Raw genomic sequence first — 21001 nt, 5'->3', positions numbered from 1 at the left:
CCCAAATAAGGTACACATTCATGCCTTTTTCAGTGAAAAAGGGCTACTTGGCATAATCTACAGAACGGGTCTCACGGATGACATTGATCTTGATTTGTCCGGGGTATTCCATTTCTTCCTCGATACGCTTCACGATGGATCTTGCCATGTGCATTGCACCCGCATCGTCGACGACTTCCGGTTTAACAATAATTCGGATTTCTCTTCCAGCTTGAATAGCATATGACTTTTCCACGCCGTCGTAAGAGTTTGCAATTTCTTCCAGTTTCTGGAGACGCTTGATGTAGTTTTCCAGGGTTTCGCGTCTTGCTCCGGGGCGGGCTGCTGAAATGGCATCCGCGGCCTGAACGAGAACGGCTTCCATGGACATCATTTCCACATCACCATGGTGTGCGCCGATGGCGTTGACCACCAGAGCGGACTCATGGAACTTCTTGGCCAGATCTGCGCCGATGAGGGCGTGGGGGCCTTCCACCTCATGATCCACGGCTTTGCCGATGTCATGGAGCAGTCCGGCTCGCTTGGCCAGGGTTACATCCAGTCCCAGTTCCGACGCCATGAGGCCGGCCAGGTTGGCCACTTCAATGGAGTGCTTGAGGACATTCTGTCCGTAGCTGGTTCTGAACTTCAGTCTTCCCAGGAGCTTCAGAAGCTCTGGATGGATTCCGTGGATTCCCACTTCAAAGGAAGCCTGTTCGCCTTCCTCCTTGATTTCGTTCTCCACATCTTTCTTGGATTTCTCCACCATTTCTTCAATTCTTGCCGGATGGATTCGTCCATCCACAATGAGTTTTTCCAGGGTGAGTCTTGCAACTTCTCTACGAATGGGATCGAAACTCGACAGGATTACGGCTTCCGGCGTGTCATCAATGATGAGGTCCACTCCGGTGAGGGTTTCCAGCGTACGGATGTTTCGACCTTCTCGGCCGATGATTCTTCCCTTCATTTCATCGTTGGGCAGCGTGACCACATGAACGGTGGTTTCCGATACATGGTCGGCAGCACAGCGCTGAATGGAGGTGGTGATAATCTCTCGGGCTTTTTTGTCGGCTTCTTCTTTGGCTCTGGACTCCATATCCTTCACCATGAGGGTCAGCTCGCGCTGAACTTCGGCTCGGACTTCATCCAAGAGCAGGGCTTTGGCTTCTTCCTGGGTCAGACCTGCAATGCGCTCTAGTTCTGTTCTCCGGGCAGCGAGCAGTTCCTCAGCCTGAGTTTCTTTAAGGGCGAGATCCTGAATTTTTTTGCTCAGCAGCTCTTCCTTCTTCTCCAGTTGTTCCATTTTCTTGTCAACGGATTCTTCCTTCTGGATGGTTCTGCGTTCCAGACGTTGAACTTCGTTGCGTCTTTCCCGGATTTCTTTATCCGCTTCGGTTTTCAGCCGGAAGGCTTCGTCCTTGGCTTCCAGGGAAACTTCTTTCTTCAGGGCTTCAGCTTCTTTTTTTGAATCTTCTACGATTCGGATACTTTCAGTTTCTGCGGTGCCAAGAATATCCTTGGCCTGTTTTAATTTACTTTTTGTTAAATATAAGATGATGGCACTCACGACTAGTAATGTAACAGTGCCCGTTACGATAATAGTGATTTGTTCATTGCTCATATTTACACCTCCTTGCTTGATGTCTCATTTATTAGCCAAATGGGATCGCTTGGAAAGTGCATATACTTCTCACTGTGAAAATTGATAAACCAATACAAACTAATTGTAACCTTGGGACGGGTTTCTGTCAATCAATTGGATAAAATTCTTTTGAAAAATTCTCGGCTTTGCGAAGGAAAATCCCCCTGGGTATTTCCGCATAATTACGGGAATCCCAGGGGGAAAGACTACTCTTCAGTTCGTTCGCTGGCTTTGCGTCGGGAGGGCTTCTCCTGGGGCGTTTCTGCCAAAGTCGCCTCGCTGGCTTCTGCCACCGGCAGGTCTGCAGCCTTCAGAAGCGGCATGTCGTATTTGGCACGGATCTTGTTTTCGATCTCCAGCATGAGCGCGGGGTTTTCCTTCAGATAGATCTTGGCATTTTCCCGGCCCTGACCGAGACGGGTGCCTTCATAGGAGAACCAGGCTCCGGATTTCTCCACGATTTCTTCCTTGGCGCCCACATCGATGATGTTTCCCTCGCGGGAGATGCCGCCGTTGTACATGATGTCAAACTCCGCCATCTTGAACGGTGGGGCCACCTTATTCTTGATCACCTTGATGCGGGTGCGGTTGCCGATGACATCCTCCCCCTGCTTGATGGAGTCGATTCTTCGGATATCCATACGGACGGAAGCATAGAACTTCAGTGCTCTTCCGCCGGGGGTGGTTTCGGGATTTCCGAACATGACGCCGATCTTTTCACGCAGCTGGTTGATGAAGAGAATGCTGCAGTTGGTTTTGCTCACGGTACCTGCAAGTTTACGCAGGGCCTGGGACATGAGCCGGGCTTGAAGACCCATGTGGCTGTCGCCCATCTCCCCTTCGATTTCTGCCCGGGGAACCAAGGCGGCCACGGAGTCCACGATGATCAGGTCCACAGCGTTGGAACGGACCAGGGCCTCGGCAATTTCCATGGCCTGCTCACCGGTGTCCGGCTGGGAGACGAGGAGATTGTCAATGTCTACGCCGACCTTTTTGGCATACTGGGGATCCAGGGCATGCTCGGCATCGATAAATGCGGCGATGCCGCCCAGTTTCTGGGCTTCAGCAATACAGTGCAGCGCCACGGTGGTCTTACCGGAGGATTCCGGTCCGTAGATCTCAATGATTCGTCCCTTGGGGATTCCGCCAATTCCCAGGGCAATGTCCAGACCGAGACATCCTGTGGGGATGGCATCCAGATTCAGCTTGGAATCGGCCCCCAGTTTCATGACGGATCCCTTTCCGAACTGCTTTTCGATCTGGGACATGGCAGCGTCCAGGGCTTTCAATTTATCGGCATTAATATTGGCCAAATCATTCACTCCTCGTTGGTTTTTGTCGTTCTTCTCAAGATAAGAACATTCGTTCACTAATTATTATAGGGGAAAAACTAAAGGGTGTCAACGGCGCTGGTGTCATTATTATGGCCCAGGCTCAAGGAATTATTCAGTTTCCCCTTCCAGTTTCCGGACATACTGCTTGATCTCCTGGAGAATTTCGTCATCGCCGTCCATGAGCTCCGCAATTTCGATATGGGCTTTGGCGGAGTCCAGATCCCCCACATTCAGATAGCACATGATGAGATTGGTGAGAATCTCGATGGAGCGGACCTGCTCGAAGATCTTCCGGAAATAGGTAATGGCCAGAGCGTAGTCCCCCAGGGCGGCATAGTTGATGCCCAGTTCGTTGTGGACATCCACATAGGCTTCATCCACAGCCAAAGCCTCCTGGAGATAGTATATGGCCTTCTCGTGGTTCTTCAGGAGCCGATAGGCGATGCCGATCATGAGGAGCAGCCGGGGATTGTCTTCCTCGCGGTTCAGCAGCGGAAGCACCAGTTCCAGGAAGTGCTGGGGATTTTCATAGAGGATGCCCTCCCCTTCCAGGATTCGGGTTTTCCGGTCCAAAAATTCCAGCTCTTCCGTGATCTCGGGGGTCTCCTCCCCGCCTTGACGGAGGTATTCCCGAAGATGGAGGAGGGCTTTGTCAAAGTTCCCCTGGAGTCGCCAGGCGGAGCCCAGAAAGAGGTTTCCTTCCTTCAGATCGCTTTTTTGCGCCAGCTCCGCATAGGCCTTCAGCGCATCCTGATACATGGTCTGGGTGATGGCCATCTCCTCCAGGAGGCTTAAGGCCTTCAGCAGCACATCCGCTTCCTGGTGGATGGTGTAGAGTCCTAAAAGATAGAGGAGTGCTTCTTCTTTCTTGTCTTCCTTCAAGAGTTTGGCCACATACCCCTTGATGACCTCTTCCCGACGAAGGGAAAGGAGAATTCTTCGGTAGAGGGGAACCTGCGCAAACTCCGGATCCGCCCCGGCCACATAGTACATCCCCTTCACAAACTCCCCGAAGGGCAGGTTTTTGGTCATATCCTGGGTGAGGTTCTCCGCGATGTATTCGGGAGACAGCGGAAGGAAGAGATCTTCCTTCATGGCCTTCAGCCCAGGGACCTGGAGGCTGTCTTCGAGGAATCCTTTTTGGATTTCCAGGAAGATCAGCCGGGCGAGCTTTTCTTTAAAATGATTCTTGTATTCCAATGATTTTCATCCTTCCTTAGGCATTAAAGCCCTGGTTCACAATGTCGATGATGGTTTTCTTGAACGCGGCCAGCTTTTCCTCGGAATCTTTCAGCGAGGCTCCCCGAACGGCCACATAGGCTTTCATCTTGGGTTCGGTTCCCGAGGGACGTACCACAAACCAGGAACCGTCCGCCAGGGTATACTTGATGACGTTGGAGGAGGGCAGCGTAATGGGGGTAATCTGCCCCTCTTGGAGATCCAGACGCTCTCTTCGCTTATAGTCTTCCTTGAACAGGGTTTTGACCCCACCCACCTCGCTAAGGTTATTCTGACGGAAGTACTCGATGCACTGGCCGATCTGCTCCTGGCCGTCTTTCCCCGTTCGGGTGAAGGACTGGATATCCTCGCGGAAGAAACCATACTTGGTGTAAATTTCCAGCAGCGCATCATAAAGGGTCATGCCCTTGGTCTTGTAGTAGGTGGCGATTTCGCAGAGGATCATGGAAGCCACGACGGCATCCTTGTCCCGGACGAAGGTACCGGCCAGGAAGCCGAAGGACTCCTCAAAGCCGAAGATGAAGGTCTTCTCCCCTGTGGCCTTGAACTCTTCGATTTTTTCTCCGATATACTTAAATCCGGTGAGGACATCGAGAAGATCCACGCCAAAGTCCTGGGCGATGCTGCGCACGCTCTCCGTGGAAACGATGGTTTTGATCACCGCGCCATTAGCCGGAATTTTCCCCTCTTCCTTCATGGCCGTGAGGAGATAGTAGGTGATGAGCATGCCGATCTGATTTCCGGAGAGGACCTGGTCGTTGCCGGCGCTGTCCTTGACAATGACGCCCACTCGGTCTGCATCGGGATCCGTGCCGAAAATGATATCCGGCTGGATGGTCTTGGCCATTTCCAGAGCCAGGGTAAAGACCTGGGGATTTTCCGGATTGGGATACGGTGCCGTGGGGAAAGTGCCGTCCGGGAGCTCCTGCTCCGGCACCACATGAACCTGGGTGTAGCCCAGCTCAGCCAGCACCCGGCGCACAGGCTTGTTTCCCGTGCCGTGGAGCGGCGTATAGATGATTTTGAGTTCCTTCGCATGGTCGGCCACTAAAGCTTTTTTCACCGTGAGGGACTTGATGGCTTCAATATAGGTCCGGGTGACGTCCTCCCCGATGTACTCCAGAAGACCCTGGGCCAGGGCTTCCTCCTCGGTGATGGTCCGGACATGGGAAAAGTCCTGCACTTCGCCGATCTTGGCCAGGATTCTGTCCGCTTCCTCATCGGTGACCTGTCCGCCGTAGGCGCCGTAGACCTTATAGCCATTGTATTCCTTGGGATTGTGGGATGCGGTGATCACCACGCCGGCACTGGTCTCATAATGCCGGACGGCAAAGGACAGAAGCGGCACCGGAGCCAGTTCTTCGTAGAGGTAGACCTTCACGCCATGGGCGGCCAGAATCAGCGCCGAAATTTTGGCGAACTCATCGGATTTGATCCGTGAATCATAGGCAATGGCGCAGCTGGGATTCTCGGTGGTCTCCACGAGATACCGGGCCAGGCCCTCGGTGGCTTTGCCCACGGTGTGGATATTCATGCGGTTCGTTCCGGCGCCCAGAACACCGCGAAGACCCGCCGTGCCAAACTCCAGTTCCCGATAGAACCGGTCCTCAATTTCCTTTTCATCGGTGATCCCCCGAAGCTCGGTTTTGAACTCCTCCGAGACATATTCACTGGTCAGCCATTGTTGGTATTTTTCCCCATAAGACATGATTTTTCCTCCTTAGTATGAAGTTGCTATGAATCCATTATATAATAATCTTGGACTGAATTCAGTATTTTCTCCCCGAAGTCCTCCCACTCCGACGCAAATGGAGAAAACCTCGGGAAAAGGGATGAAAAACCTGAACAGATCGCGTAAAATGAAGATAAGGTGCCCTGCAGGGATTTTGCATTGCAAAGCGGGGAAATTATGCTATTATAGAATAGTTATTTTGAAGAAAATTCAGCTTGACGTGAGAAATGATGAGAATACTGAAAGAAGGTGGCTGTTAAGTTGTATAAACTGAACCAAAACGAAACGCCTCTTTTTGACGCCCTGATGGAGTATGTCGATCGGGAGACCGTCCCTTTTCATGTGCCGGGTCACAAGAAAGGGGAAGGAATAGAAAAGAGCTTTAAGAAATTCATTGGGGAGAATCCCTTTAAAATTGATGTGACCGTGTTTCAGCTGGTGGATTCCCTTCACCATCCCACGGGCCCCATCAAGAAAGCCCAGGAGCTGGCTGCCGATGCCTATGGCGCCGATGCCTCCTTTTTTTCCATTCACGGAACTTCCGGAGCCATCCAGGCCATGATCATGTCCGTGGTTTCCCAGGGCGATACGATCATCGTCCCCCGAAATGTCCATAAGTCCATCACGGCGGGGATCATCCTCAGTGGGGCCATTCCTGTCTATATGCAGCCGGAGCTGGACAAAAAACTGGGCATCGCCCAGGGCGTGACCCCGGAAACGGTGGAGAAAACCTTGAAGGAAAATCCCCATGCCAAGGCCGTTCTCATCATCAATCCCACCTATTATGGGGTTGCCACCGAGCTTTCCCGCATTGCGGAAATTGTCCATGAATATGATATTCCCCTCATTGTGGATGAGGCCCATGGCCCTCACCTGGCGTTCTCCGACAAGCTGCCCATGTCCGCCATGGAAGCGGGGGCAGATCTTTGTGCCCAGAGCACCCATAAGATCATCGGCGCCATGACCCAGGGATCCATCCTCCATGTGCGCACCAAATATGTCAGCGCCGCCCGCGTGCAGCAGATCATGAATCTTCTCCAGACCACCTCCCCTTCCTATATTCTTCTCGCCTCTCTGGATACCTCCCGGCGACAGATTGCCCTGGAGGGTGCAGAACTCCTGGATAAGGCCATCGAGAACGCCCAGTATCTGCGAAAAGAGATCAACAAGATCGAAGGGTTCTACTGTTTCGGCGACGAGATCCTCGGCAACCCCGGCGTCTTTGCCCTGGATCCCACCAAGGTTTGCATCACCTGTCGCGATCTGGGCATCACGGGCTTCGACCTGGATATGATCCTGGCGAACAAGTACCATATCCAGATGGAGCTTTCCGATCTCTACAATACCCTGGCCGTGGGTAGCTTCGGCGATACCCGGGAGAATATCGACAAGCTCATCACCGCCCTGAAGGAGATTAGCGAGGAATACCGGAACAAGAATCAGGTGAAGCCTGATTTCCTGGATATCCCCTCCATCCCCAAGCAGGTGCTGATCCCCCGGGAAGCCTTCAATGCGGAAAAGGTGTCCATGCCGCTGGAAGACAGCGTCGGCGAAGTGTCCGGCGAGTTCCTCATGGCTTACCCCCCCGGCATTCCCGTCCTCTGCCCCGGTGAGGTTATCACGGAAGAGATTGTAAAGTATGTCAGCGACCTCAAGAAAACCGGGCTCTACGTGCAGGGCACGGAAGACCCCCGGGTGGAAAACATCAAGGTGGTTACCCGCTAGAATATGCATTCAAAAACCGATGTCCCCCATGGACATCGGTTTTTTATGCACACACCATTTTTTTCGCCCAGGAGTCATTTTCATTCGTTAACGGTGACGATCGACCACGAGGTACTTCAGCACCCCAAAGTATTCCCGAAGATATCCCTTGACCCTGGTGGTGGGCGGGGTCTTGGCGGCGATGCCCACGGGGTTGAGCCCAGCGTCTTTTGCCAGGAGGACGCCCCGAAACACATGGAAGCCGTTGGTGACGATGCCGACGTTCAGTGCCTTCAGGTTAAGTTCCGGATGGGTTTTTTCCAGGAGCTCCCGGGAAAAGCGGATGTTTTCAAAGGTGTTGGTGGACGTCTCTTCCCGAAGAATGCGCTCCTCCGGGATTCCCAGGGACACCAGATAGCGTTTCATTCCTTCCGCCTCCGACAGGGTTTCCCCCTCTCCCTTGCCACCGGAAACTACAAGAAGGGTTTGGGGATTCCGGAAGTAGCACTCCGCGGCCTTATCCAGCCGTTCCTTTAGGGCCGGCGAAGGGATATCCCCGTAAAGTCTTGCTCCCAGGACCAAGAGAAGGTCCGCTCCGGGATCTTCGGTTTTTCGGGCATAGTGGAAGATCAGCCCTTCGATGAGCAGAAAGGTCCCCAGAAAGAGGAGAAGAAGAACATAGAGGATCCATCGCAGAACAGGCTTTATCTCTCGTTTTTTCATGGGCGTGTCTTCCAGGAAAGCTCCAGGATGGACAGAAGACATCCTTCCTCATCGAGGATCTCATGGTAGCTTTCCTGCCCTTGGCGCGCCGTACGGATAACCACGGCCCCGCCGGGAAGCTTTTCCTTCTTGTAGATGATGGAGAGCCCTTGGGGCACATGGGTCTCGAGGAATGTCTCATCCCCCTGAAACTTCAAGGCTTCCACGGCCCAGCCCACATAGACGGTGTTGTTCACATGCCCATTGGAGTCGATGTCCGTAAATCGGAGCTCCACTTTCTTTTCCTCCTGAAACTCTGCATCTTTTCGCCGGCGAAGGGAAGATGTGTCCAGCTGATCCACCAGGGTCTGCTGCTCCGGGCTCAAAGCCGGATGGAGTCGGTCGGAGAAGGCGGCCTGGATATCCGGCGGGATTTTCACCATTTTCCGCTTTTCCTGGTCGATGACGATCCAGATGGACAGGGCCGTGCCCACCACATTCCCCGCCTCATCCACCGCATGGAAATAGCGGTGGGAATAGATTTCCTTCTGGAAGACGGCAAAGGTTCGAAAGGTCAGCTTTTGGGCATAGTAGCGGCCTTCCGCAAGATTCAGGCGCCATTGGTATAACACCCAGACCAGCCCGCGCTTTTCCATGTAATCCGGCTCCATGCCCAGGTTCACCGTATGATACATGGAGAGCGTGTTCAGCATCTGTACCACAGCATCCAGGCGCAAATAGAGATACCGGTCCACGTCCTTATAATCGATGATGAAATCCTTCTGATATTCTTTCACTGCACACCTCAACTTCTGTCCGAGCCTCTTCCGCCGCTAGAGTTGGCGGAAATCCTAGATTTTTTCTTACCACTATACCCCAAACCTTTTAAAACATTCTTAATCTCCCCCAAATTTTCCCAGGAGCTTTTCCCATTGCCCCCCTTTCTTTCTCAGGGTATAATGGACAAAATCATGAAATTGGAGGAAATGATATGGAAGATATCCTGATCCTGGTGGATGAGAACGATGAGCCCCGGGGCTTCATGGGCAAGGAAGAAGCCCACCGGCTGGGCGAAAAGCACCGGGCCTTTTCCCTGCTCATCTTCAATGGGCAGCACGAGCTTCTCCTTCAGCAGCGGGCGAAGCACAAGTATCACACCCCGGGGCTCTGGAGCAACACCTGCTGCAGCCATCCCCGCCAGGGAGAAAGTCTTTTCGAGGCCATCCATCGAAGGCTTCCGGAGGAAATGGGCTTTGACGCCCCCATGGAACCCCTCTTTTCGCTTTCCTACCGGGCAGAGTTTTCCAACGGGGTCATCGAGAATGAGTTTGACCATGTGTTTGCCGGCTCTTTTGACGGCGAACCGGCCATTGAGCCCCAGGAGGTGGAAGCCTACCGCTGGATCAGCCAGGAAGCCTTAGCAGCGGAAATGGCCGACGAACCGGAAAAGTTCACCCCCTGGTTTCATCTGGTCATGGGAGATCCTCGCATGACCGCCTACTGGAAGGGACGAAAAGAAAAGCCCTGAGCATCGAAAACCGGACCCTCAACAGGTCCGGTTTTTGCATAAATGGCTATTTGGTCACGGTGATGGACATCTTGACCTTCAGGGTCGTGTCCTGGGGTTCCCCCTGGAGCCGGTAAATGAGTCCTGCTTCCAGATCATAAGTTCCCGGTTCCAGCATCAGCTCCTTCTGGGCATAGTAGGCTTCCCAGAAGGGAGCATCGGGGCTGTTCGTCTCAAAGCCTCCGCTTTTGGAAAAATCAAAGCGCACCGGGGTGTTCTTCTTCAGTTCCAGCATGATGGCCATGTCTTCAATGGCATACTCCCCTTTATGGTATTTTCCGCCGGTGACGCTGAAGTACACCGAGGGCGAGCCGGTGATGAGGGTGATTTTGTCTTCCTTCCCCACATACTCCACCTCAGCATAGGGGGTGATGACCTCCGTGCTGGTGTAGGTTCGTTTGTCCAGATAAAGGGTGATCTTCAGGTCCTCTTTTGTTTGGGAGAGGCTGGTTCCCGGGGCCTTGGGGCTGCAGCCTGCCAAGACGAAGACGGAAAGAAGGAGTGCAAACAGAATTTTTTTCATGAGCATCATCTCCTATTTTTTTCCCCCAAAGTCTACATGGGGGGCGTCATCCGGCTCAAGAGGACAGCCAGGGCGATGCTGCTGAGTTTTGCTTCGCTGCTGTCGGACCGGGACGTGAGGACAATGGGACAACGGGCGCCAAGAATGATCCCGGCGCTCTGGGCACCGGCCATGTAGGTGAAGGACTTGCCCAAAAAGTTCCCGGCTTCCAGGGAGGGAACCAGGAGTACATCGGCATCGCCAGGGACTTCTCCCCCCACCCCTTTGTGCTGGGCGGAGGCTTTGGACACGGCGATGTCGAAGGACAGGGGCCCTTCCACGAGAAATCGGGGATCCCCGGCATAGTGGAGGGCCAGCTCATGGGCATCCAGGCTGCTCTTGAAGTGTGTATTCACTTTTTCCACGGCGGAAAGGACAGCCACCTTCAGGGGTTTGATCCCCAGAAGCTCCCCCAGCACCGCGGTGTTGGCAATGAGATCAATCTTGTCGGCCAAACTGGGGTTCACCACCATGCCTCCGTCCGTCAGGAGGATCAGTTTGGGATAGGCATCCATTTCATAGAGCATGACATGGGAGAGCAGTTCTCCCTTTTTTAAGTGGAGTTCCGGCTGGAGCACGGCTTTCAGGATCATGGAGGTGTCGGCCATCCCCTTCATGAGGATCTGGGCACGGTCTTCGGAAACCGCCCTGGCCGCTTCCCGGCAGGCGTCCTCCGGGGAGGGACAGTCGAAGATCTCCATGCTGCGCAGGCGAAGATTGTTTTCCTCCAGAATCTCCCGGATCCGAATCTCCCGGCCGAAGAGCAGAAAAGAAGCCAGCCCGTGGCGCTCAGCTTCGGTCAGGGAGACAAGGACATCCTTGTCCTCGGCGGCGGCCACCGCGATGATTTTTTTCTCGCCCTTGGCCAGGCTGAGGATTTCTTTCAAACTGGTAATCAAATGCATTCCCTCCTCTTTGACAACGTTTGCAGAATCCTGGAAAAAGAAGATGAAACACGGGTTTCATCTTCTTTCAGTATACGAGATATTCCTTCGCGAATCAATCCTTAGCCGTTGAGGACGGTTTTGCCCTTGGCGCGGACCTCGGCGAGGTTTTTGCAGCCGGTCATGAGCATGGCGCCCTTCAGCTCGGTATAGATCTTCTTGCCGTAGAGCGTCACCGCCTCTTCTCCCCCGCCGATGGCGTACTGGGCGAAGGGACGGCCAATGAGCACGGCATCAGCGCCCAGGGCCAGCATCTTGAAGACATCGACGCCGCTGCGGACACCGCCGTCCACGAAGACCTTTGCTCGACCCGCCACTGCCTCCACAATGGCGGGAAGGACGGTGGCTGTACCGGGAACGCTGTCAAGAACCCGTCCGCCATGGTTGGAGACCACCAGGGCATCGGCACCGGCTTCCAGAGCCAGGAGCGCCTCATCGGGCGTCATGATGCCCTTGACGATGAAGGGAACCGTGAGGGACTTCTTGATGAGCTGAAGATCGGCCAGAGACTTGGGATCCACCCGCTGTCCGTGCATTTTCAGCGTGTCCAGTCCAGCGGAATCAATGTCCACGCCGATGGCAAAGGGATTGCTCGTCATGGCCAGGCCAATGCGGGAGAGGAGCTCCTCATTGTTCCAGGGCTTGATGAAGGGAATGCCCGCCAACTGCTCTTCTTTCAGCACCTTCAAGTTGTCCTCCAGGAAGGACTTGAAGGCGGAGTCGCCCACCATGGGGACGATCCCCACGGCCCGGGAGCCTTGGACCACGGCACGGATGTAGTCCTCTTCAGATACCTTATTGCCCATGTTGATCTTGACCCCCGTGACGGGCGCCGGCATCACCGGCATGGCCAGGGTCTGGCCAAAGAGGTCAAAGGACAAGTCCGGCTCATGGACATCATGCAGGGTCCGCATGTTCAGGGTGAATGCGGCTAAAGCCTTGTAGTTGTTCATGAAGCTTGCTCCGGTGCCTTTTCCGCCCATACCTGGGACTTCTCCCCGACAGGCGATTCCATTGCATTCCGGACACATGCGGCATTGGGGCATCATGAGTTCCTTTGCGTTTTTTGCGGCTTCTTTCAAGGTCATGTTACAATCCTCCAAGTTCAAATTCTGTATACACAGTGATGGTTGATTCCAAGAGCAGTTCCACCGTTTTCCCGTGGCCGGGAATGAGGGTTTTGGTGTGGCTGCCGTCGTAAATCCGATCTTTTCCGCAGGAAGGGCTTTTGCTCTTCAGAATGGCCTTGGTGATGCCTTCCTGCTGACAAAGGGTGAGGACCTTCCGGGCCCCCTCTTCAAACTCCGCTGTGACATCTCGGCCCTGGCGGGTTAGAACCCGTCCGGATAGGATTTCCGCCGGATCCCGGGGAACCGAGAGGCCACCCAGGACCTCGGGGCAGACGGGAATAAGGGTATAGCGTTCCTTCAGGCTTTCCAGGGGCGAGGGATCGTACCCTCTTCCGTCGTAGCGGACCTTCTCCCCCAGGAGACAGGCGCTGACCAGTATTTTTTCTTTCATGACTACTTCAGGGTGATCACCGTGACCCCTTTACCTCCTTCGCCATATTCGCCCAGACGGTATTTCCGCACGTGGGGATGATGGCGGAACATGGTCCAGAGACTTTCCTTGAGGACGCCAGTGCCCATGCCATGGATGATGGTCACCTCCGTGAGGCCCGCCAGGGCGGCTTCATCCAAATATTTGTCCACCTGGTACTCCGCCTCCAGAGCGTCCTGTCCCCGGACATCGCAGCTCATGGCCACGGTGCGGAGATTAAGCTTGGCTTCCCGTTTGGTGGCCTTTCGCTCCGCCCGGGTTTCCGTCACTTCCAGAAGATCTGCGGCTTTCACCGTGAGCTTCATGATGCCGGCCTGGACCATGAGTTCGCCCTTGGCATCGGGCAAAGTCAGGACCGTGACCTTCTGGTTCAGGGTGCTGAGAAGCACCTCCTGCCCTTCCTTGAACTGCTCCACTCGGGCGCCGTCCACTCGGTCAAATCCGCCCTGGGTCTGGCGGCTGTCAATTTCTCCGCGCAGCCCGTCCCGAATGGTTTGGAGCTTGCGTCGGCTTTCCTTGAGATCGCCATGGCCTTCCAGCTCCCGGAGCTGCTTGAGAATTTCATCGGCCTTGGCTTTGGCTTCTTCCAGGACCTGACGTCCCTCTTCCCGGGCTTCCTGCAAAGCTTTCTCCCGGATCTTGTCGATGCGTTCGAGTTTTTGGTTCAGCAGAGCTTCTTTACGCTGGAGCTCCGTTTTTACATTCTCCGCCACCCGGGCATCCTTGGAGGCTTCCCGGCGGGATTTTTCCAGGCTCTCGATGAGATCCTCGAATTTCAGGGCTTCGGCATCGATGAAGGAGCGTGCCAGATCCACAATCTCGTCGGCCAGTCCCAGCCGCTTGGAGATGAGGAAGGCATTGGATTTTCCGGGAACGCCGATGAGGAGCCGGTAGGTGGGCCGCAGGGTCTCCACGTTGAACTCCACGGAGGCGTTGACGGTTTTCTCCGTTTTCAGCGCATAGGCTTTCAGCTCGCTGTAGTGGGTGGTGGCGAGGATCCGGATGCCCGAAGCCTTCAGGGTCTCCAGAATGGCCATGGCCAGTGCCGCCCCTTCCGTGGGATCGGTGCCGGCCCCCAGTTCGTCAAAGAGGACCAGGGACTCTTCATCGGCCTCCTCGATGATCCGCACAATGTTCGTCATGTGGGAGGAAAACGTGGACAGACTCTGCTCAATGCTCTGCTCGTCCCCGATGTCCGCATGGATGCTTCGGAAGTGGCCGATGCTGGAGCCGTCGCTGACGGGGATAAGAATTCCGCTCATGGCCATGAGATGCAGGAGCCCCACAGTTTTCAGCGTGACGGTTTTTCCGCCGGTGTTGGGTCCCGTGATGATGATGGCTGTCACCCCTTCTTCCATGTAGATGGTGGAGGGAACCACCACCTCATCGGGAATCAGCGGATGCCGGGCATCCCGGAGGTTGAAGGTCAGATCTTCCCGAAGCTCCGGTTTCGTCCCCATGATTTTCAGACCGTAGCGGGCTTTGGCGAAGATCAGGTCCATGTCGTAGATGATCTGGGTGTTTCGCTCCACGGCAGCGAAATCTTCCTGAACTTTTCGGGAGAGTTCCATGAGGATTCGCTGAATCTCCGCCTTCTCCTTCAGCATAAGTTCCTTGATGTCATTGTTCAGGTTCACCAGGCTTAAGGGTTCGATGAAAAGCGTCTGTCCGGAGGCGCTCTGGTCGTGGACCAGTCCCTTGACCTGACCTTTGTGCTCCGCCTTCACGGGGATGACATAACGGTCTCCCCGGATGGTGTAGAGACTGTCCTGGAGATAATCCTTGTTCTCCCGGACCAGGGACTGGATTTTGTCCTTGACGCTGCCGGTTTTCTCCCGGAGGGATTTGCGGATGCCAAAGAGCGCCGGGCTGGCCTTGTCGGCGATTTCCTCTTCGCTGACGATGGCGTTGTAGATGGCGTTCTCCAGGGATTTCAGCGGCTGAATGCCAAAGGTGATGTCCCGAAGGGCCAGATACTCCTCTTCCTTGCCTACATACTCCTTGAAGAGCCGAGCGCTCTTTAAGATGTTGGCGATGTGGAGAAGATGATCCGCCGTGGTGGTGCCCCCTTTGCCGATGTAGCTCAAGGCGCCCCGGACATCAAAGACCCCTTCAAAGGGGGCTGAGCCCTTGGCCTGGAGAAGATTCTGGGCATCCAGCGTTTCCGCCAGGGCCCGCTCGATTTCCACCCGGGAAACGAAGGGCTGAAGCTCGCCCACCCGTTCTTTCCCTGGGGCAGACACGGCATAGGCTTTGATTTTCTCGGTGATTTTGTCAAATTCCAGTTTATGCAGATTCCGTTGGTTCACTATTCCACTCCTCTCTTGTAGTGGCCGCGGTTGAAGGATTCCAGCGGCAGAGGCTCTTCCCGGAGAAACGCCTGGATGACTTTTCGGCTCTCCTCGGGGGTCTCCACGGTGAGATCGATGCGATGGGAACGGATACCAAGATACGTCAGGTCCTTCACCGTATCCAAGAGGTTTTTCGGTTTGCCGTTCATGATGTAGCTGCGGCAGAACACGTCGGTCATGACGGGGAAGACTTCGTCCATCCGGTCCTTCAGCGCATAATGCTGCCGCATGCAGGCTTCGTTGCAGGGGGTGGTTTTCGTCATGCCTCCCACGGTGCTGCCCACGGGGCAGTATTCGCTGTGCATGAGTTCCTGCCGGCCATAGACCAGGGTCATGAGCTGGGCTTTATTTTTCAGCTCCGCCAGTTCCTTGCGGTTCAGCTCTTCGCTGACCATGGCTAAAGCGAGATCCTCGCCATAAAGTTTTAGGGCGTCGCTGTTGAAGATGTTCAGTTTGTAGTCTCCGATGATCCGATGGGTTTTCGCCATCTGCCGGATGACGCCCACATTGTTGGTGACCAGGCCAGAAAGGCCGTCCAGGGCCTTCACCCGGGAAAGGACCCCATGGAGCTCCTGCCGGAGGATGTTGGACACCCGAAGATAGATGTCGGGATGATTTGGGGTGGCCAATAGGTTCTTCACGTCCCCAAAGTTCACATACTCCTCCCCCCGGTAGAAGGGATAAACCATGATGGCTTTGGCGCCCAGCTTCAGGGCTTCCGTGAGCTGGGCCTTGGTGGAGACGCCCACGAGCTTCAGGGGCTCGGTGAGGGCGTTGGAAACAGGCTCCTCCAGGGCTGGGGATCCTTTTGGCAGGTTTCGCTTGTATTTGGCCACTTCCTCCGCGAGGATTTCCTCCAGGAGGCTTCGGCGCAGCTCATTAAGTTCGCGCACGGGAAGGAAGCCTTCGGTGAAGGTTTCCACCGCCACATCCAGAAGATAGGGCGAGTCCCCGCTCTTGGTCAGAGCTTCAAGGATGCGCTCCTGGCTTAGGGGCGCCTTCAGCGGGATCTGAACCGGTGAGGTGGTCTTGGTGTAGGTTTTTCCTTCATGAGTGGCCGTCAGCGCCGCGGGTTCTCCGGCCATGAACCGGAGGGTGGCGGGCAGGTGAATTTTTCGGTCATATTTGCCGGCATCCGAAGGGATCATCTCCTCCATGAGGAGGGTGTCATAGGTCTTGTAGAGAATGCCCATGGGAAGCTTGGTTCGACCCATGAGATGGACCCGCTCTCCAGCGGCGGCTTCCTCGCGAACGTCCTGACCGATCCTTATTCCTTCCACGGTGAGGCCTTTGTCCTTCACCCGGAGACCATCCCCTTTGCGAAGGGGTTTAGTCAGTTCCAGGGAGCCGTCCTCCAGGACTTTTCCCACGGGAACACCCGTGTTCTTGGGATAGGAGAAGCTCATCATGTCCTTGCCGTGTTTTCCAAGAAAATACCCGTCGGAGAACCCTTCCCGGTTGAAGATCTTCAGGAGGTTTTCCCGGTGGACGGGGTCCTTCTTCCCTTCCAGCTCTTCCCGGAAGGACCGCAGTGTCGCAGCCACATATTCCGGTTTTTTCATCCGGCCTTCAATTTTCAGGGAAGATACGCCGGTTTCCTGGAGCTGGGGCATGAAGTCGATGGCGGAAATGTCTTTGGGGCTCATGAGATATGCCCGGGCCACGGAGGACCCTTCCCCGTCCAGAAGATCGTAGGGCAGCCGGCAGGGCTGGGCACATCGGCCCCGATTGCCGCTTCGGCCCCCCAGGATGCTGCTCATGAGGCACTGGCCGGAGTAGCTGATGCATAGGGCACCATGGACGAAGACTTCCGTTTCGACGCCCAGATCCTGGCTGATGCTGCGGATCTCCTCCAGGGAAAGCTCCCGGGCCAGGACGATGCGGGTCATGCCTTTTTCCGTGTAGTAAAGGGCCCCTTCGCCATTGTGAACGGAGAGCTGGGTGGAGGCATGGAGGGGGAAATCCGGCAGTTCCCGGCGAAGATGATAGATGAGTCCCGGATCTTGGACGATGAGGGCATCCACCCCCAAGGCATAAAGGCTCTTGGCGTAATCGATGGCCTCGGCCAGCTCCTCATCCTTCAGGAGCGTGTTCAGGGTAATGTGTACCCGCACCTGGTAGCTGTGACAGTAATCCACGGCTTCTTCCAGCTCCGTCAGGGTAAAATTGGACGCGTAGGCCCGGGCGGAAAATTTGGTTCCGCCTAAATAAACCGCATCGGCACCATTTTGCACCGCGGTGATGAGAGCTTCCATGGATCCCGCAGGAGCCAGCAGTTCGATCTGATTCAAATCATTCAACCTCTTTTACTTAATTTCTTTTCCTATTATAGCATAAAACCGGGACAGCACTGGGCTGTCCCGGTAAAATCCACGCCATGGCCCTCAAAGGGAACCTCCAGGCGGATGAAATGCATTTCAACGGCTTTACTTCAGCCGTTCTTTCAGAATGGGGTTTTTCTCTTTCCGTTCCTTGGTCTGGGACAGCTGGGTGTCAAAGAGCTTTTTTTGCAGCTCCAGGACCTTGTACTTGTAGGACTGGAGCTCAAACTTCAGCTCTTTATTGTTCTTGGAGAGGAGCTCATTTTCGTCCCGATACTCCCGGGAGCTGTCCTGGGTGAGGCGTAGCTCTGTTTCCAGCCGTTTGATCTCCCGTTCCCGGTTGAGTTTTTCCTTGTTTTCCCCCGTAGTCATCTGCTGAAGCTTGGCTTGGAGCACCCGGCTTTCCTCCTGGGCTTTTTCCAGAGCTTCCTCCAGCAGTTTGATTTCCGCTTTCAGCCCCTCGGCCTGCTGGAATACGGATCCCTCTTCTTTTTTCAGGGATTCGATCTCCCCATCTTTCTTGAAGGCTCGGTCCATGGCGTTGAGGGCGGCGAGCACAGCCGCCGATGCTGTATCCATCTGGTGGTTGCGCTCCAGCATATGGCTGATCAGCTTGCTGACTTCCTTGCCGACTCTTCGCAGGTAGTCTTCGTTTTCGTCTCCCTTGATGATGTAGTCTTGTCCATTGATTCTGACCGTGACCTTGTTCATGGCTTCCCCCTTTAACCTGTCTACAGCCCCGCGTTCCCCACGGTGCGGCAATCCTGTGAATATTCTAAATACAAATGTCCGTGTATCTGCTATTATAAGCTTTTTCCCCTGAAAAAACATCCGGATTTGCAATTTTTCGCAAATCCGGATGCCCAGAGTCAGAAAAAACTTACCCGATTATCGGAGCACAGCGCCCAGCTGATACTCCAGGGAACGGACGATCTTGTCGTGGACCTTGGCCACATCCTTGTCCGTGAGGGTTTTTTCCTTGTTGCGGTAGACGAGGTTGTAGGCGACGCTCTTCTTTCCCGGAGGAAGCTGTGCACCTTTGTAGACATCGAAGAGCGCATAGCTTTCCAGGAGGCTTCCGCCCTGTTTGCTGAAGATCTTCTCCAGATCCTGGACCAGGACGCTGTCATCCACCAGGACGGCCAGGTCGCGGGTAACGGATGGGTACTTGGGAATTTCCGTGTACTTCTTCGTGATGCTTGCGGAGGCAAAGAGCAGCTCCACATCCAGTTCCAGGAAGTAGCAGTTCTGATCCAGTCCGTAGTTGGAGAGGACCTTGGGATGGACTTCCCCAAAGGACGCCAGCAGGGATTTTCCCAGAAGAGCTTCTGCGGCCTTTCCCGGATGGAAGAAGGCGCTTTTGCTGCGCTGATAGGAAAGATCCTTCAGCCCAAACTCCTCCGCCAGAATTTCCACGATGCCCTTCAGGTGGAAGAAGAGATCCTGGCCGTAGCGACCCACGGTGAGCACTTCTTTTTCCCGGGGAAGGACTTCCCCTTCGCTCTTGAGGTAAACCTTGCCCAGCTCATAGAGGGCAGCTTCGGCGTTTCCGCGGTTCTGGTTGCGCTTTAGGGATTCCATCATGGTGGACCGGGTGGTGGTGCGCATGACGGAGAAGTCTTCGCCCAAAGGATTTCGGATCTCCACCATTTGACGCAGCGGGGAATCCTCGGGGGTCAGGACCTTATCCAGATCCTTTCGGGCGATGAAGCTGTAGCTGATGGACTCGAAGAGTCCCTGGGCAGCCAGATAGCCTTCCAGTTTCTTCCGAAGGATCTGATGGGGATAGCGTCCCCCTCTGGGGGCATTGACGTGGGGCAGCGTGGCGGGCACGCGGTTATAGCCGTAAATCCGGACCACTTCTTCGGCAATGTCTTCCCGGATGGCCAGGTCGTTGCGGAAGGTGGGCGTGGTGAGATGGAGAAGATCGCCCTCTGGGCGGACTTCCACTTCCAGATAGGTCAGGATCTCAGTCATCTCCTCCCCGGGGATATGGGTTCCCAGGAACTGGTTGAGGTCCGAGACGGAAACGGTGAGGGTGTTGGGGGTTCGCTTGGCGGGATACACATCCACGGTGTAGTCCAATACCTGACCCACGCCCAGAGCGGTGACCAGATGGCAGAGGCGGTCCATGGCCAGCTCCACCAGGTTGGGATCAATGTCCTTGTCAAAGCGGCTGGAGGCCTCGGTGCGAAGATTGAGGTAACTGGAGGCGGTGCGAATCGTTACGCCGTCAAAGTTCGCGGACTCGATGATCACTCGGCTGGTGTCGGGACGGATCTCGGAATCCAGGCCGCCCATGAGGCCGGCAAGGCCGATGATTTTGTCCTCATCGCAGATGAGGAGCGTTTTGGACCGGAGGGTCCGTTCATTCTCATCCAGCGTCGTGAACGTCTCCCCGCCTGCGGCTTCCTTCACCCGGATGGTGCCTGAGGTGATTTCCCGCTTGTCGAAGGCATGCATGGGCTGACCCAGCTCCAGCATGACGAAGTTCGTGATGTCCACCAGGTTGGAGATGGGACGGATTCCCGCTTCCAGAAGGCGCTGCTTCATCCACTCCGGGCTTTCGCCGATCTTCACGTTGACCAGTTCCCGAGCCATATAGCGCCGAACCAGCGGGGTATCCAGTTCCACCTTCACCGCTTCACCGTCTGCAGGAATCACCGGGTAATCCATCCGGGGTTTTTCCAAGGGGGTGCGGTACATGGCGGAGGCTTCCCGGGCGAGACCCAGAATGCTCAGACAGTCAGGACGGTTGGAGGTGATCTCCAGATCCAGAATTCCCCCGTCCAGGCCCAGGGCCGTCTTAATGTCGATGCCGATGGGCGTCGTTTCCGGAAGGATCATGAGACCGTCGCAGGTCCCCTCTTCCTTTAGCCCCAGCTCTTCTTCAGAGCAGAACATGCCGTCGGAAAGAACGCCGCGGAGCTTTCCGCGCTTGATGCTGGTGCCGCCCCAGAGGGTGGAGTTGTGAAGGGCCGCTGGGACGATGTCCCCTTCCTTCATGTTGGTGGCCGCGGTCACAATCTGGGTGGGCTCCCCCCGGTTCAGATCGATCTGGCAGACGAATAGCTTGTCCGCCTCCGGGTGCTTCTCCACGGAAAGGATGCGGGAGGTATAGACATTCTGAATCACGGCAAAGGGATTTTCCAGCCCTTCCACCATGGAACCCGACAGGGTATAGTCCTCGGCCAGGGTTTTACTGTCCGTGGAGATTTTTACATAATCTTTAAGCCATCGAATGGGTAATTTCATCGCGTTGCCCTCCTATTTAAACTGCTTCAGGAATCTCATGTCACTTTCATAGAGAAGCCTGATGTCGTCAATGCCGAATTTCTGCATGGTCATGCGGTCCAGTCCGAAG

General features: G+C 55.1%; 17 protein-coding genes. 2 read left to right on the top strand and 15 right to left on the bottom strand.

Translation table 11 applies throughout. The features are described from left to right. Positions 1–43: 43 nt before the first annotated feature. The 4 genes from rny to KCG48_RS00880 form a co-directional block, all read right to left on the bottom strand. Positions 44–1600 (bottom strand): ribonuclease Y, encoded by a 1557-nt coding sequence (rny, locus tag KCG48_RS00895; RefSeq protein WP_211799401.1) that lies wholly within the window; start codon positions 1598–1600, stop codon positions 44–46. Between the two features lie 227 nt (positions 1601–1827). Continuing rightward, positions 1828–2934, bottom strand: coding sequence for a recombinase RecA (gene recA / locus KCG48_RS00890; protein WP_211799400.1), 1107 nt, complete (start codon positions 2932–2934; stop codon positions 1828–1830). Between the two features lie 129 nt (positions 2935–3063). Next, positions 3064–4155, bottom strand: coding sequence for a tetratricopeptide repeat protein (locus tag KCG48_RS00885; RefSeq protein ID WP_211799399.1), 1092 nt, complete (start codon positions 4153–4155; stop codon positions 3064–3066). 16 nt (positions 4156–4171) lie between these two features. Then, positions 4172–5902, bottom strand: coding sequence for a phospho-sugar mutase (locus KCG48_RS00880; RefSeq protein ID WP_211799398.1), 1731 nt, complete (start codon positions 5900–5902; stop codon positions 4172–4174). A gap of 285 nt (positions 5903–6187) precedes the next feature. Between KCG48_RS00880 and KCG48_RS00875 the strand changes: the two genes are divergently transcribed. Continuing rightward, a complete protein-coding gene (locus tag KCG48_RS00875) occupies positions 6188–7651 on the top strand; it encodes an aminotransferase class I/II-fold pyridoxal phosphate-dependent enzyme (RefSeq protein WP_211799397.1) in 1464 nt (487 codons plus the stop codon). Between the two features lie 87 nt (positions 7652–7738). On the opposite strand, the gene KCG48_RS00870 is transcribed toward KCG48_RS00875, so the two are convergent. Together KCG48_RS00870 and KCG48_RS00865 are read right to left on the bottom strand one after the other, a co-directional pair. Beyond that, positions 7739–8353, bottom strand: coding sequence for a YdcF family protein (locus KCG48_RS00870; RefSeq protein ID WP_211799396.1), 615 nt, complete (start codon positions 8351–8353; stop codon positions 7739–7741). After that, complete coding sequence (locus tag KCG48_RS00865; protein WP_211799395.1) at positions 8350–9129, bottom strand: acyl-[acyl-carrier-protein] thioesterase; 780 nt, start codon at positions 9127–9129, stop codon at positions 8350–8352. The genes KCG48_RS00870 and KCG48_RS00865 overlap by 4 nt, the downstream gene beginning before the upstream one ends. Before the next feature lie 194 nt (positions 9130–9323). Here KCG48_RS00865 and idi point away from each other — a divergent pair, with 194 nt between their 5' ends. Further along, positions 9324–9860 carry an isopentenyl-diphosphate Delta-isomerase gene (gene idi / locus KCG48_RS00860; protein ID WP_211799394.1) on the top strand — a complete coding sequence of 179 codons (537 nt, stop codon included), beginning with the start codon at positions 9324–9326 and terminating at the stop codon, positions 9858–9860. A gap of 46 nt (positions 9861–9906) precedes the next feature. Here the strand turns inward: idi and KCG48_RS00855 are convergent, their stop codons facing one another. The 9 genes from KCG48_RS00855 to KCG48_RS14665 form a co-directional block, all read right to left on the bottom strand. After that, a complete protein-coding gene (locus tag KCG48_RS00855) occupies positions 9907–10422 on the bottom strand; it encodes a membrane lipoprotein lipid attachment site-containing protein (RefSeq protein WP_211799393.1) in 516 nt (171 codons plus the stop codon). A gap of 32 nt (positions 10423–10454) precedes the next feature. Next, positions 10455–11360 carry a phosphate acyltransferase gene (locus KCG48_RS00850; RefSeq protein WP_211799392.1) on the bottom strand — a complete coding sequence of 302 codons (906 nt, stop codon included), beginning with the start codon at positions 11358–11360 and terminating at the stop codon, positions 10455–10457. Positions 11361–11467: 107 nt separating this feature from the next. Continuing rightward, positions 11468–12493 carry an alpha-hydroxy-acid oxidizing protein gene (locus KCG48_RS00845; protein ID WP_211799391.1) on the bottom strand — a complete coding sequence of 342 codons (1026 nt, stop codon included), beginning with the start codon at positions 12491–12493 and terminating at the stop codon, positions 11468–11470. Between the two features lies 1 nt (position 12494). Further along, positions 12495–12926, bottom strand: a complete 432-nt coding sequence (locus tag KCG48_RS00840; protein ID WP_211799390.1) for a DUF523 domain-containing protein — start codon at positions 12924–12926, stop codon at positions 12495–12497. 2 nt (positions 12927–12928) lie between these two features. Further along, on the bottom strand, positions 12929–15274 hold the full coding sequence (locus tag KCG48_RS00835; protein ID WP_211799389.1) for an endonuclease MutS2: 2346 nt from the start codon (positions 15272–15274) through the stop codon (positions 12929–12931). Then, positions 15274–17607 carry a U32 family peptidase gene (locus KCG48_RS00830; protein WP_211799388.1) on the bottom strand — a complete coding sequence of 778 codons (2334 nt, stop codon included), beginning with the start codon at positions 17605–17607 and terminating at the stop codon, positions 15274–15276. Before KCG48_RS00830 ends, KCG48_RS00835 begins: the two co-directional genes overlap by 1 nt. 135 nt (positions 17608–17742) lie before the next feature. After that, complete coding sequence (gene zapA, locus KCG48_RS00825) at positions 17743–18348, bottom strand: cell division protein ZapA (protein ID WP_211799387.1); 606 nt, start codon at positions 18346–18348, stop codon at positions 17743–17745. Positions 18349–18525: 177 nt separating this feature from the next. After that, positions 18526–20892, bottom strand: coding sequence for a phenylalanine--tRNA ligase subunit beta (gene pheT, locus KCG48_RS00820; RefSeq protein ID WP_211799386.1), 2367 nt, complete (start codon positions 20890–20892; stop codon positions 18526–18528). Between the two features lie 12 nt (positions 20893–20904). Then, on the bottom strand, positions 20905–21001 hold a 97-nt coding region (locus tag KCG48_RS14665; protein ID WP_230976944.1), incomplete at its 5' end, for a tRNA ligase subunit PheS family protein.

Source organism: Proteiniclasticum sediminis (genome assembly GCF_018128025.1).
GTDB lineage: Bacteria > Bacillota > Clostridia > Clostridiales > Clostridiaceae > Proteiniclasticum > Proteiniclasticum sediminis.
The sequence above is the reverse complement of the archived record's forward strand: the minus strand, read 5'-3'. Positions and strand labels throughout refer to the sequence as shown.

Excerpts from the sequence above, each read along its gene's own strand:
- rny (WP_211799401.1), bottom strand. The coding sequence starts at position 1,600 with ATGAGCAATGAACAAATCACTATTATCGTAACGGGCACTGTTACATTA.
- KCG48_RS00880 (WP_211799398.1), bottom strand. The coding sequence starts at position 5,902 with ATGTCTTATGGGGAAAAATACCAACAATGGCTGACCAGTGAATATGTC.
- KCG48_RS00870 (WP_211799396.1), bottom strand. The coding sequence starts at position 8,353 with ATGAAAAAACGAGAGATAAAGCCTGTTCTGCGATGGATCCTCTATGTT.
- idi (WP_211799394.1), top strand. The coding sequence starts at position 9,324 with ATGGAAGATATCCTGATCCTGGTGGATGAGAACGATGAGCCCCGGGGC.
- KCG48_RS00855 (WP_211799393.1), bottom strand. The coding sequence starts at position 10,422 with ATGAAAAAAATTCTGTTTGCACTCCTTCTTTCCGTCTTCGTCTTGGCA.
- KCG48_RS00845 (WP_211799391.1), bottom strand. The coding sequence starts at position 12,493 with ATGACCTTGAAAGAAGCCGCAAAAAACGCAAAGGAACTCATGATGCCC.
- KCG48_RS00840 (WP_211799390.1), bottom strand. The coding sequence starts at position 12,926 with ATGAAAGAAAAAATACTGGTCAGCGCCTGTCTCCTGGGGGAGAAGGTC.
- zapA (WP_211799387.1), bottom strand. The coding sequence starts at position 18,348 with ATGAACAAGGTCACGGTCAGAATCAATGGACAAGACTACATCATCAAG.
- pheT (WP_211799386.1), bottom strand. The coding sequence starts at position 20,892 with ATGAAATTACCCATTCGATGGCTTAAAGATTATGTAAAAATCTCCACG.